Origin of the sequence: Geodermatophilus sp. DSM 44513 (assembly GCF_032460525.1) — a bacterium.
Lineage (GTDB): Bacteria > Actinomycetota > Actinomycetes > Mycobacteriales > Geodermatophilaceae > Geodermatophilus.
Genome location: NZ_CP135963.1, coordinates 4,553,433 through 4,565,784 on the forward strand (window position 1 = coordinate 4,553,433; position 12,352 = coordinate 4,565,784).

Annotated in this window: 11 protein-coding genes; 5 read left to right on the forward strand and 6 right to left on the reverse strand. The window is 76.4% G+C overall.

Annotated elements, in window-relative coordinates:
- Positions 1-126 precede the first annotated feature (126 nt).
- The 3 genes from RTG05_RS21935 to RTG05_RS21945 all read left to right on the forward strand — a co-directional run bounded on the left by RTG05_RS21935 (position 127) and on the right by RTG05_RS21945 (position 4,116).
- A complete protein-coding gene (locus RTG05_RS21935) occupies positions 127-858 on the forward strand; it encodes an MIP/aquaporin family protein (protein WP_208104713.1) in 732 nt (243 codons plus the stop codon).
- Between the two features lie 53 nt (positions 859-911).
- Positions 912-2,429: a glycerol kinase GlpK gene (gene glpK / locus RTG05_RS21940; RefSeq protein ID WP_166526873.1), complete on the forward strand. Its 1,518-nt coding sequence runs from the start codon at positions 912-914 to the stop codon at positions 2,427-2,429.
- Positions 2,430-2,559: 130 nt separating this feature from the next.
- Positions 2,560-4,116, forward strand: coding sequence for an alpha/beta hydrolase domain-containing protein (locus tag RTG05_RS21945; RefSeq protein ID WP_166526874.1), 1,557 nt, complete (start codon positions 2,560-2,562; stop codon positions 4,114-4,116).
- 42 nt (positions 4,117-4,158) lie between these two features.
- Here RTG05_RS21945 and pgm read toward each other — a convergent pair whose 3' ends face one another.
- Positions 4,159-5,793 carry a phosphoglucomutase (alpha-D-glucose-1,6-bisphosphate-dependent) gene (gene pgm / locus RTG05_RS21950; RefSeq protein ID WP_166526875.1) on the reverse strand — a complete coding sequence of 545 codons (1,635 nt, stop codon included), beginning with the start codon at positions 5,791-5,793 and terminating at the stop codon, positions 4,159-4,161.
- 445 nt (positions 5,794-6,238) lie between these two features.
- Here pgm and RTG05_RS21955 point away from each other — a divergent pair, with 445 nt between their 5' ends.
- A complete protein-coding gene (locus RTG05_RS21955) occupies positions 6,239-7,453 on the forward strand; it encodes an HNH endonuclease signature motif containing protein (protein ID WP_166526876.1) in 1,215 nt (404 codons plus the stop codon).
- Positions 7,454-7,861: 408 nt separating this feature from the next.
- Here RTG05_RS21955 and RTG05_RS21960 read toward each other — a convergent pair whose 3' ends face one another.
- Entirely contained in the window at positions 7,862-8,767 is a 906-nt protein-coding gene (locus RTG05_RS21960; RefSeq protein WP_166526877.1) for a Rossmann-fold NAD(P)-binding domain-containing protein, read from the reverse strand.
- A gap of 77 nt (positions 8,768-8,844) precedes the next feature.
- On the opposite strand from RTG05_RS21960, the gene RTG05_RS21965 reads away from it, so the two are divergent.
- Complete coding sequence (locus RTG05_RS21965) at positions 8,845-9,240, forward strand: winged helix-turn-helix transcriptional regulator (protein WP_315912143.1); 396 nt, start codon at positions 8,845-8,847, stop codon at positions 9,238-9,240.
- Between the two features lie 16 nt (positions 9,241-9,256).
- Here the strand turns inward: RTG05_RS21965 and bluB are convergent, their stop codons facing one another.
- The 4 genes from bluB to RTG05_RS21985 all read right to left on the reverse strand — a co-directional run bounded on the left by bluB (position 9,257) and on the right by RTG05_RS21985 (position 12,307).
- Positions 9,257-10,969 carry a 5,6-dimethylbenzimidazole synthase gene (gene bluB / locus RTG05_RS21970; protein ID WP_315912144.1) on the reverse strand — a complete coding sequence of 571 codons (1,713 nt, stop codon included), beginning with the start codon at positions 10,967-10,969 and terminating at the stop codon, positions 9,257-9,259.
- A complete protein-coding gene (locus RTG05_RS21975; RefSeq protein WP_208104714.1) occupies positions 10,966-11,187 on the reverse strand; it encodes a hypothetical protein in 222 nt (73 codons plus the stop codon). Before RTG05_RS21975 ends, bluB begins: the two co-directional genes overlap by 4 nt.
- Before the next feature lie 92 nt (positions 11,188-11,279).
- A complete protein-coding gene (locus tag RTG05_RS21980) occupies positions 11,280-11,471 on the reverse strand; it encodes a hypothetical protein (RefSeq protein WP_166526879.1) in 192 nt (63 codons plus the stop codon).
- Positions 11,468-12,307, reverse strand: coding sequence for a helix-turn-helix transcriptional regulator (locus RTG05_RS21985; protein WP_166526880.1), 840 nt, complete (start codon positions 12,305-12,307; stop codon positions 11,468-11,470). The genes RTG05_RS21980 and RTG05_RS21985 overlap by 4 nt, the downstream gene beginning before the upstream one ends.
- Positions 12,308-12,352: the final 45 nt, after the last annotated feature.

Genomic DNA, 12,352 nt, shown 5'->3' on the forward strand with positions numbered 1-12,352 from the left:
ATCGTCGTACAGCAGCCATTGTCCCCCGGTCACCTGTGTGAATAGCGTCACCGCTCCAGTCGGCTCCCGGCCGTCCCCCGGCCCCGGACCGCACCCCCGCACCACCGGCGACGAGGAGCAGCGCGCATGGAAGAGATCGGTCTGTGGACCGTGTTCGGCAGCGAGGTGGTCGGGACGGGGGTCCTGCTGCTCCTCGGCATCGGTGTGGTGGCCAACGTCGTCCTCCCCCAGACCCTGGGCAACGGCGGTGGCTGGCTGCTGATCACCATCGGCTGGGGGTTCGCGGTCTTCGCCGGCGTCTTCGCCGGGGCCAGCTCGGGGGCGCACATCAACCCGGCCGTGACGGTCGGGCTGTGGGCCAGCGGCACCGACCAGTACGCGCCGGGCGTGCCGATCACGCTCACCAGCACGCTGGTGTACCTCGCGGGGCAGCTGGTGGGCGCCTTCCTCGGCGCCGTCCTGGCGTGGCTCACCTACCGCAGCCACTACGCCGCGGCCACCGAGCCGGTGCTGGGCACGTTCGCCACCGGGCCGGCCATCCGGAACACCCCGAACAACGTGCTCGCCGAGTTCGTCGGCACCTTCGTGCTGGTCTACATCATCCTGCGGTTCGGCGACACGCCCAGCCAGCTCGGCCCGCTGGCGGTCGCGCTGCTGGTCGTCGGCATCGGCGCCTCGCTCGGCGGACCGACCGGCTACGCCATCAACCCGGCCCGCGACCTGGGCCCGCGGATCGCCCACGCGGTGCTCCCCATCCGCAACAAGGGCGGCAGCGACTGGGGCTACTCGTGGGTGCCGATCGTCGGCCCGCTGCTCGGCGGGATCGTGGCCGGCCTGTTCTCCCGCGTGCCGATCTGACCCACTCCCCGACCCGTCCGACCCCCGCACCGACCGATCGAGAGGAACCCCCCGTGAGCCAGTACGTGGCCGCCATCGACCAGGGCACCACCAGCACCCGCTGCATGATCTTCGACCACGACGGCGCCGTGGTCTCGGTCGGGCAGAAGGAGCACCGGCAGATCTTCCCGCGCGCCGGGTGGGTCGAGCACGACGCGAACGAGATCTGGGGCAACACCCGCGAGGTGGTCGGCCAGGCCCTCGCCCGGGGCAACGTCGGCACCGGCGACATCGTCGCGGTCGGCATCACCAACCAGCGCGAGACCACCGTGGTGTGGGACCGGGCCACCGGCGAGCCGGTGTACAACGCGATCGTCTGGCAGGACACCCGCACCCAGGGGATCGTCGAGCAGCTCGGCGCCCTCGGCGGCGGCGCCGACCGGTACAAGGACAAGGTCGGCCTGCCGCTGGCCACCTACTTCGCCGGGCCCAAGGTGCGCTGGATCCTCGACAACGTCGACGGCGCCCGGGAGCGGGCCGAGCGCGGCGAGCTGCTCATGGGCACCATCGACTCCTGGCTGATCTGGAACATGACCGGCGGGGCCGACGGCGGGCTGCACCTCACCGACGTCTCCAACGCCTCCCGCACGATGCTCATGGACTACCGGTCGCTGTCCTGGGACGCCGGCATCGCCGAGGAGATGGGCATCCCGACGTCCATGCTCCCGGAGATCCGGTCGAACTCCGAGGAGTACGGCCAGGGCCGCAAGGCCGGCTTCCTCGCCGGGGTGCCGATCGCCGGGTCCCTCGGCGACCAGCAGGCGGCCACCTTCGGCCAGGTCTGCTTCACCAAGGGCATGGCCAAGAACACCTACGGCACCGGCAACTTCATGCTGCTCAACACCGGCGAGGAGGCCGTCCCCTCGCAGAACGGCCTGCTCACCACGCTGTGCTACCAGCTCGGCGACGGCAAGCCCGTGTACGCCCTGGAGGGCTCGATCGCGGTCACGGGGTCGCTGGTGCAGTGGGTGCGGGACAACCTGGGGATGATCTCCAGCGCGCCGGAGATCGAGGACGTCGCCCGCACCGTGGAGGACAACGGCGGCGCCTACTTCGTGCCCGCCTTCTCCGGGTTGTTCGCCCCGCACTGGCGCTCCGACGCCCGCGGCGCGATCGTCGGGCTCACCCGGTACGTCACCAAGGGCCACCTGGCCCGGGCGGTGCTGGAGGCGACGGCGTACCAGACCCGCGAGGTGCTGGACGCGATGAACGCCGACTCCGGGGTGGACCTCACCGAGCTGCGGGTGGACGGCGGGATGGTCGGCAACGAGCTGCTCATGCAGTTCCAGGCCGACCTGCTCGACGTCCCGGTGATCCGGCCGAAGATCGCCGAGACCACGGCGCTGGGGGCCGCCTACGCCGCGGGGCTCGCCGTCGGCTTCTGGTCCGACCTCGACGAGCTGACCGCCAAGTGGGCCGAGGACAAGCGGTGGGACCCGCAGATGCCGGCCGAGGAGCGCGAGCGCAGCTACCGCAACTGGCAGAAGGCGGTCACCAAGAGCCTCGACTGGGTGGACGAGGACGTGAGCTGAGCCGACCACCGCACCGCCCGACCCGGTCCGCGACACCACTCCAGGGGGACACGTCATGACAGCCGCTCGACCGAGGACCACGCCCACCAGGACCGCCCGGACACGGGGCACCGGTCGCCTCCTGCTCACCGTGGCCCTGGCCGCGGGGCTGTCCGGTGCGGTCCTGGCACCCGCCGCCGCGCACGACCCGGGACCGGCCGCACCCGACGCGGCCGGTCCCGTCCCGGACGTCACCGGCCCGTTGCCGGTGACGACGGACTCCCACCCCTTCGGCGCCGCCGACCGGACGCAGGTCCCGCAGGACCTGGCGGCGTCGGGCTACCTGGAGGAGGAGTTCCTGGCCAGCGGCACCTCCAACGTCTACAGCTGGCCGGCCGACGCACCGGCGGTCGTGCGCACCCCCGACGCCCCCTACACCACGCGGGTGCTGGTCCGGCGTCCCGCCGACGGTGCGGACTTCAGCGGCAACGTCGTCGTGGAGATGCTCAACCCCTCCAACCTCTTCGACCTGAACATCGGCTGGGCGATGGCCCACCGCCAGATCCTGGAGAACGGCGACGCGTGGGTCGGGATCACCGCGAAGCCCGTCGCGGTCGAGGCGCTGAGGACCTTCGACCCCCAGCGCTACGGTCCGCTGTCCTTCGCCAACCCCCTCCCGGTCGAGGACCCGGCGAACTGCTCGACGGTGGACGCGGACGCCGACCCGGCCACGCCGCCGACACCGCTGCCGGCGGACACCACCCAGGCCACCGAGAACGGCCTGATCTGGGACGTCTACACCCAGGTCGGCAACTGGCTGCGCGGGGACGGCGCGACCAACCCGCTCACCTACGGGGGGTCGCGGACCCGGGTGGAGCACGCGTACGGCTTCGGCTACTCCCAGACCGGCGGCTACCTCGTCAACTACGCCAAGGCGGTGCACCCCCTCGTCGTCGCCGAGCAGGGGCGGCCCACCTACGACGGCTACCTCATCGGCGTGGCCGGCGGCGGTTTCGCCGGCGCCTACCCGATGAACCAGTGCGAGGCCGCCCCGCCGGTCGACGACCCCCGTCGGGACCTCTACGGGATCGGGGTGCCGGTCATCCAGCTGATGTCGCAGTCGGACTACCTGCGCGGCATCGGCTCCCGGCGTCCGGACAGCGACGTGGCCCCGGACCAGTTCCGGCACTACGAGATGGCCGGCGCCGGGCACGCCACACCGGACGAGCTGGACTTCTCCGCGGCGGCGGAGGACATCGTGCAGGCCGGCCGGACGGTGCCACCGGCGGCCTGCGACCAGGGGCCGCGCAGCCGCTTCCCCAGCTCGATCTTCTTCGACGCCGCGCTGCGCAACCTCGACGTCTGGGTCCGTGACGGCGTCGCCCCGCCGCGGGCCGACCCGATCGTCGTCCGGTACGGCGAGCCGGTCCTCGACCGGTTCGGCAACGTGCAGGGCGGCCTGCGCTCGCCGTACCTCGACGTGCCGCGCAGCACCTGGTACGGCACGGCCACCGGCGCCTCGTTCTGCTACATCGCCGGCTACGAGGTGCCCTTCGACGAGGCGACGCTGGCGGAGCTGTACCCGTCGCCACAGGACTACGTGCAGCAGGTCCGGGACGACGTCCGGGCGTTGGTGGACGCCCGCTTCCTGACGCCCTCCGACGGCCGGCGGCTCGTCGAGGAGGCGGAGGCGGTCGCCGGCGGGTAGCCGCCCCCTCGGCTGACCCTCTCCGCCCGAGGGTGGAGGGGGTCAGCCGCCGAGCGCCGCGGTGACCACCGCCTGGGCCTCCTCCTGCACCCGGGCCAGGTGGTCGGCGCCGCGGAAGGACTCCGCGTAGACCTTGTAGACGTCCTCGGTGCCCGAGGGACGGGCGGCGAACCAGGCGTTCTCCGTGGTCACCTTGAGCCCGCCGATCGGAGCGTCGTTGCCGGGCGCGCGGGTGAGCCTGGCGGTGATCGGCTCGCCGGCCAGCTCGGTGGCGGTGACCGCCTCGGGGGTCAGCCGCCCCAGTGCCGCCTTCTGCTCCCGGGTGGCCGGCGCGTCGGTGCGGGCGTACGTCGACTCCCCGTACCGGGCGGTCAGGTCGGCGTGCAGCTGCGAGGGGGACCGTCCCGTCACGGCCTGGATCTCGCTGGCCAGCAGGGCCAGCAGGATGCCGTCCTTGTCCGTCGTCCACACGCTGCCGTCGCGGCGCAGGAACGAGGCCCCGGCGGACTCCTCCCCGCCGAAACCGACCGACCCGTCGAGCAGGCCGGGCACGAACCACTTGAAGCCGACCGGCACCTCGACCAGCCGCCGGCCGAGCCCGCCGACGACGCGGTCGATGAGGGACGACGACACCAGGGTCTTGCCCACGGCGACGTCGGCACCCCACTGCGGGCGGTGCGCGAACAGGTGGGCGATCGCGACGGCGAGGAAGTGGTTGGGGTTCATCAGCCCGCCGTCGGGGGTGACGATGCCGTGCCGGTCGGCGTCGGCGTCGTTGCCGGTGGCGATCCCGTACTGGTCCTTGGCGCCGATCAGCGAGGCCATGGCGCTCGGCGAGGAGCAGTCCATCCGGATCTTGCCGTCCCAGTCCAGCGTCATGAACCGCCAGGTGGGGTCCACCAGCGGGTTGACCACGGTGAGGTCCAGGCGGTGCCGCTCGGCGATGACCGCCCAGTAGTCGACGCTGGCGCCGCCCAGCGGGTCGGCGCCGATGCGCACCCCGGCGTCGCGGACGGCGTCCAGGTCGAGCACCGACGGCAGGTCGTCGACGTAGTCGCCGAGGAAGTCGTGCGCGGTCGCCGCGGCGCGGGCCCGGGCGAACGGGACCCGCCGGACGCCGTCCAGGCCGCTGCGCAGCAGCTCGTTGGCACGGGCGGCGATCGCCTTGGTGGCGTCGGTGTCGGCCGGGCCGCCGTTCGGCGGGTTGTACTTGAAGCCGCCGTCGCGGGGCGGGTTGTGCGACGGGGTGACGACGATGCCGTCGGCCAGGCCCGTCGTCCTCCCCCGGTTGGCGCGCAGGATCGCGTGGCTGACCGCCGGGGTGGGGGTGTAGCGGTCGGCGGCGTCGACCAGCACGGTCACGTCGTTGCCGACCAGCACCTCCAGGGCGCTGGCCCAGGCCGGCTCGGACAGCGCGTGGGTGTCCCGGCCGACGAACAGCGGCCCGTCGTACCCCTGCGCGGCGCGGTACTCGCAGATGGCCTGCGTGGTGGCCAGGATGTGCGCCTCGTTGAACGCCCGGTCGAACGCCGAGCCGCGGTGCCCCGAGGTGCCGAAGGCGACCTGCTGGGCGGGCTCGGCCGGGTCCGGCTCGAGCGTGTGGTACGCGGTGACCAGCGAGGCGACGTCGACCAGGTCGCTGGGCTGGGCGGGCTGTCCGGCGCGGGGGTCGGTCATGGGCCGATCCTGGCCCGGCGTCACCCCGGCGCGCGACCCGGGTCAGCCCTGGTCAGGCGGAGGAGGCGACAGCGGCGACCAGCCCGAGGAGCAGGAAGCCGACCCCGATCCAGCCCAGGACGAGGCCCTCGGCCTTCCTGCCCCGTGGAGCGGTGTCCCCGGTGGCCACGCCGGTCCTCGACGTCCTGGCGAGGCGTCCTCGACCCAGGTGGGTCGAGGTGTGGCCTGGCGTCGTGCGACGAGCCCCCGTGGGCCATGTGCGGTGCAGGAGGCGGTGAGCGCGCCGGCTGTCCGTGCGTGTCGAGATCGAGCACCGGCGGCTCGGTCCCGTCTCGTCGACCGAGCTCCCGAGCGGGTCGATCTCCTCTCTGAGCTGCGGTTTCTGTCGTGCCTCGGTCGTGTGTTCGACTCGTCGATCCGGTGCACGGCGGGAAGGGGCGGGCGCGTGTCGGAGCTGCGTTCGGCCCTGGACGACCTGGCCGCGGTGGACCTGGTCGGGTTGTCCGATGACGCGCTGCTGGACCTGGTGGGGGAGCTGTCGGTGGCGGCGAACCGGGTGGCCGCGGTGTTGACCTCGGCGGTGCGGGCGGTCGACCGCCGCGAGGCCCACCGCCGCGACGGGGCGCTGTCGGTGAGGGGCTGGCTGGTGGGGTCGGTCCGGCTGGCGCCGGCGGAGGCTACCGCGATCGTCACGACCGGGCGGCGGCTGGAGCAGCTGCCCGCGGTCGCGGCCGCGTTCGCCGCCGGGGAGGTCACCGCCACTCACGCCCGGGTGATCACCGAGGCCATCACCCCGCGCCGGGTGGCCACGGCCGCCGCGGCCGGGATCGACCTGGCCGAGACCGACCAGATCCTGGCCGAGCTGGCCCGCCGCACCACGCCGGGGGACACCGCCCGCGGGGTGGCCCGCTGGGTGGCCGGCGTCGACCCCGACGGCGCGCTGGCCGACGCCGCCGACGTCCGCCGCTCGTTCAGCATGGCCACCGGCCTGGACGGGCGGGTACACCTGCGCGGCGAACTGGACCCGGTCGGTGGGGAGTACCTGCGCACCGCGTTGGCCGCGCGCATGAACGGCGACCGCCCGGCCGGGGACGCCCGCGGGCACGCCGAGCGCCAAGGCGACGCGCTGGTCGCCATCGCCCGCGACGCCCTGGACGCCGGGTCGCTGCCGGCCGTCCGGGGGGAGCGCCCGCACCTGCGGGTGACCATCGACTGGCAGGCCCTGTGCGCCGCCCGCGGCGCCCCCGGCGTGGCCGGCGGCGAGCTGGGCTGGGCCGGGCCGATCACGCCGGAGACCGCGCGGCGGCTGGCCTGCGACGCCGCCGTCGCCCGGATGATCACCGGCCCCGACGGGCTGCCGCTGGACGTGGGCCGCGCCCAGCGCACCGCCACCACCGCGATCCGCCGCGCCGTGGAGGTCCGCGACGGGCAGTGCGTGTTCACCGGCTGCGACGCCCTCCCGCAGTGGTGCGACGTGCACCACCTGGTGCACTGGGCCCACGGCGGCCCCACCAGCTGCGACAACGGGGCGCTGCTGTGCGAACGCCACCACACCGCCGTCCACGAAGGCGGCTTCACCATCCACCGCGACCCCGGCACCAGCCGCTGGCACACCCACCGCCCCGACGGCACCGAGGTCCTCAGCCGCGCCGGCCCCTGACCCACCGGCGGCCCGCCGCCGCCCTACGCGCCACCGGCCAGCAGAACAGCGCCCGCCGGTCGGGGACGTGGTTCTCCGGAGCGGCGTGGCTGACGCCGACCTCGCGGGCGGCGCCGCCGTCTGGACCCGGCGACCCAGCAGGGCACCGGCCCGGCGGCCGCCTGGCGGGCCGGCGCGCTCGCCCTGCCCCTGCGGCTGGACCCGGCGGGGTCCGTCCGGCTGCTGCGCGACGGGGCCGCCACCGACGCCGTCCTCCATCCCCTGCTCGGCCCGGCGGACTCCCACCCGTGGGCGGCGTCCGCCGCAACCGGCACGGGCGCAGGTCGCCGCCGCCGCCGAGGCGGCGGGCTCCGGCCGGCTGACCCTGGACACCGACGACCCGGCCGACGTCGCGGTGAGACCGGGAGGTCAGGACGGAGCTGCCGCCTGCTGCAGCCGGCTGCTGAGCACCTGCGCCGCCCACTCCCGCGCCAGCGTCGGGGTGACCCCGAGCTCCGCCCAGGCCGCGCTGCTGTCGACCGCCATCAGCGGGTTGGGCTCCTCGGGCATCGCCGCGTACCCGCCAGCCACCCCGGCCGCGGCCTCGGGACCGAGCACCGGGCGCAGCAGGTCGGCGAACTCGTCCGGCGTGATCCGCCGGTAGACGACCTCGCGGCCGAGGCCCGCGCCGACCTCGGCGGCCAGCTGGTCGAAGGAGAGCACCGTCGGCCCGCTCAGCTGCAGCGCCCGGCCGCGCACGTCCCGGGCCAGCGCCGCCACCGCGGCCGCCGTGACGTCGCGGGCGGTCATCCAGGCGATCGGGTCGCCGGCCGGCCGCGGGTAGACCAGCTCGCCCCGGGACAGCGGTCCCAGCGCCCACGGGGTCGCGTGGTTCTCCAGGTAGGCGGTCACCCCGAGGACGGCGGCGCCGGTGCCCAGCAGCCCCTCGGCCAGCGCGGCGGCGCCGAACGGGTCCGGCGCACCGGGCGGCGGCAGCACCGTGCCCAGGTTGACCGCGACCGGCAGCCCCGCGGCGGTCAGCGCGCCGACCGAGGCGACCACCGAACCGGCGCCGCCGCGCGTGCTCACCGCCAGCGGCACGTGCAGCACCGCGGCGACCGCGCCGGCCTCGCCCGCCGCGGCGGCCACGGCGTCCGGCGCGGTGAGGTCGGCCTGCACCGCCTCCTCGCCGTCGGCCCGCAGCTGTGCCACCCGGCCGGCACGGCTGGTGGCCACCACGGGAACGGCGCCGTGGGCGCGCAGCGCCTCCACCAGACCCGACCCCTGGTCCCCCGAGGTGCCGAAGGCCAGCACCCGTGCCCCGCTGAGTTCCACGTGGACCCCTCCTTGTGTTGGTTCCTGAGGAGAACCAGGGCACCATGGAGAACCGACGGCCACAAGGAGGCACTTCCGTGACCACTGCGCACACCGGTGTGCCCCGGCCCGGGGACCCGGCGCTGGACCCCTGCCCCGTCCGCGACGTCCTCGAGCGGGTGGGGGACAAGTGGTCGGTGCTGCTGGTCGCCCAGCTGCAGGACGGGCCGCGGCGGTTCTCCGCCCTGCTGCGCGGCACCGAGGGGCTCTCCCAGCGGATGCTGACCCGCACCCTGCGGCTGCTGGAGCGCGACGGGCTGGTCGCCCGCGAGGTCCGGCCCACCACGCCGCCGCAGGTGACCTACTCGCTGACCCCGCTGGGCGCCGGCCTGGGCCGCGCGCTCGCCGAGCTCACCCGGTGGGCGGTCGAGCACCGGGACGACGTGGCCGCTGCCCGCGCCGACTTCGACGCCCGCACGCCGTCGGTCCCCTGACCACCGCCCGGGCCAGTCAGCCGACCCGGGCGGTGGTCCGGCGGACCCGCAGCCCGTCGAGCAGCAGCCCGGCCGCCAGCGCCGCCCCGGCGCCCTCCCCGGCCCGCAGCCGCAGGTCCAGCAGCGGCTCCAGGCCCAGGGCCTGCAGCACCGGGCCGTGCCCGCGCTCCCGGCTGCGCTGCCCGGCGACCAGGCAGGCCTGCGCGCCCGGCTCGAGCAGGACGGCGGCCAGCGCGGCCACCGAGACGGCGAACCCGTCCAGGACGACGGCGCTGCGCGCCTCCGCGGCGCCGAGCACCACCCCGGTGAGCACGGCGAGCTCCGGTCCGCCCAGCTCGGCCAGCGCCCGCGCCGGGCCCAGGCCGCGCCCGGCGCGTGCCACGGCGGCCGCGACCACGGCGAGCTTGCGCTCCAGCACGGCACTGTCGGCGCCGGAGCCCAGACCGGTGACCTCGGCCGGGTCGGCGTCCAGCAGCCCGGCGGCCAGTGCGGCGGCGACGGTGGTGTTGCCGACGCCGACCTCGCCGAGGGCGAGCAACCCGTCCCGCGCACCCAGCGCGCGCCCGGCGTCGAGCAGCCGGGCCACGTCGTGCCCGGTCATCGCGGGCGCGGTGGCGAGGTCGCCGCGGAGGCCGGCCGGGCGGGCGTCGACCGTCCCGGGCAGCGGGTCACCGCCGACCCCGGCGTCGACCACGACGGCGGTCAGTCCGGCCGCGGCCGCGGCGGTGACGCCGACCGAGGTGCCCGCCAGCGCGGCGCGGACCACGTCGCGGGTGACCGCCGCCGGGTAGGCCGACACCCCCAGCGCCGCCACCGGGTGGTCGGCGGCGGCCAGCACCAGCGTGCCGCCGGTCAGCTCCCCGCGGCCCAGCGCCACGACCCGGTCGACGGCGCGGTCGAGCACGCCGAGCGAGCCGGGCGGGGTCAGCAGCCGGTCGGCCTCGTCGCGGGCGCCGACCACGGCCTCGCGCCCGGGGGCGCGCAGGGAGGACGGCGGCACGGGCGGGCCGCCGTCGTCGGCCGGCCACCGGTCCTCGACGACGACGGCGTCCAGCGGCAGCCGCCGCGACCAGCCGGCCCGCTCCAGGCCCGGTGCGGGCGGGCGCTCGTCCGGCCAGCCCAGGCACAACCAGCCCAGGGTGGCCACCCCGTCGGGCAGGCCGACCAGACCGGCGAGCTCCTCGGGGCGGAACAGGGTCACCCAGCCCAGGCCCAGCCCCTCGGCGCGGGCGGCCAGCCAGAGGTTCTGGATGGCCGCGGCACAGCTCCACAGGTCGGCGTCGGGGAAGGTGGCCCGGCCCAGCACGCCGGCCGCGGGCACGCGCCGGTCGCAGCAGACGACGATCCCCAGCGGCGCCTCGCGCACGCCCTCCAGCTGCAGGTCCAGCAGGCGGCGGGCGGCGTCCGGCTCCAGCTGCTCAGCCTGCCGCAGCCGCTCGCGGTCGGTGAGGACGGCGGCGCGGTCGCGCAACGCGGGGTCCCGGACGACGACGAACCGCCACGGCTGGCTGTGCCCCACCGACGGCGCGGCGTGCCCGGCGGCCAGCACCCGGCGCAGGACATCGCCGGGAACCGGGTCGGGCCGGAACCGGCGGACGTCGCGGCGGGCGGCGAGCACGGCGTAGAGGCCGGCGGCGTCGTCGGACATCGCCCAGCCGGCCGGGTCGCCGGCGCGCTGGGCGGCCGAGCTGGGGTCGCCGACGACCGGGACCGGGCGGGGGTACGTCACGGGCGGTCCCGCCGCAGCCGGGCCGGTGCGCGCCGGGTCCAGGCGTCGTCCAGCAGGTCGGCGACCAGGGTCCCGTCGGCCGCGGCGAGGTCGACTTGCACGCCGGCCAGGCGCCGGCCCCACTCCAGCAGGGTGACCGCGCCGCCCTCGGCCGCCCGCGCCTCCGACTCCCCCGCCATGACGTTCAGCTTGCCGGGCGCCCACAGCGTGGCGAGCACCGCGGTGCCCAGCCGGAACGACGGGCGGCCGTGGTGGTCGGCCTCAGTGACCTCCGGGAGGGCGAGGGCGAGCGCGCGGACGTCGTCGTCGGTCAGTCCCGTGGCGCACCCCGGTGGTCGCCGCCGCTCCAGCTGTCGCCCTCCGGGTCGCGCACGGTGGACTCCTGCGCCCCGTACGCGGTCTGCTGCAGGGGCCGGCCGAGGACGTCGACCAGCCAGCGGACCCGGGCGGGGGCGTCGGCGGCGCGGAGGGCCGGCCAGACGGTGGGTGGTGGGGTGGTCATGCCGCCGACCCCGCCGCGGCGCGGTCTCGGCCGTCGGGGACGGATCCGGACTCGGCGGCCAGCCAGCGCAGCGGGGCCAGCCCGGTGAACGCCCGCCACTCCCGGCACAGGTGGGCCTGGTCGGCGTACCCGGCCGCCGCGGCCAGCCCGGCGAGGTCCGGGCGCGGGTGGACGGCGAGCGCCCGGCGGGCCCGGTCGAAGCGCACCACCCGGGCGGCCTCCTTCGGGCGGAGGCCGGTCTCCGCGCGGAACCGGACGGTGAGGTGCCGGGCCGACCAGCCGACCCGGCGGGCGACCTCGGCCACGGGCACCCGGCCGCCGCCGGCCAGGGTGAGCCGCCACGCCTCGGCGACCTCGGGAGCCGGGTCGCCGTCGCGGGCGACCCGGCGCAGGACGTCGTCGGCGGCGGCGAGGCGCCCGTGCCAGGTCGTGGCGGCACGCACCCGCTCGACCAGCTCGCCCGCGGCCGGCCCGAGCACGTCGGCGAGGTCGAGGTCGAGGGAGCCGAGCGCCCCGGCGGGCACACCGAGCAGCCGGCGGGCGCCCAGCGGGGACAGGTCGAGCTGCAGGCCCGACTGCCGGCCGGGGGAGCGGATCAGCGCGGGGGCGGTGTGCAGGCCCCCGAGCAGGGCGTCGTAGCGGCCGGGGGACTGCGCCGGGTCGGGGTGGGCCGCCACGTCGAGCGGCTCGTCGAGGGTGACGACCAGCGTGAGCGCGGGGGAGGGCAGGCCGCGGTGCACCCCCGCCGGGAGGCCCTCCTGCCGGTAGCCGACCGCGCCGGTGACCAGCCCGCGCAGCGCCGCGTGCGGCCGGTGCGCGACGACCTGGCTGACCACCGCGCCAGGATGGCAGCGGCGGCGCCGGACGTGCACCCGCCGGGC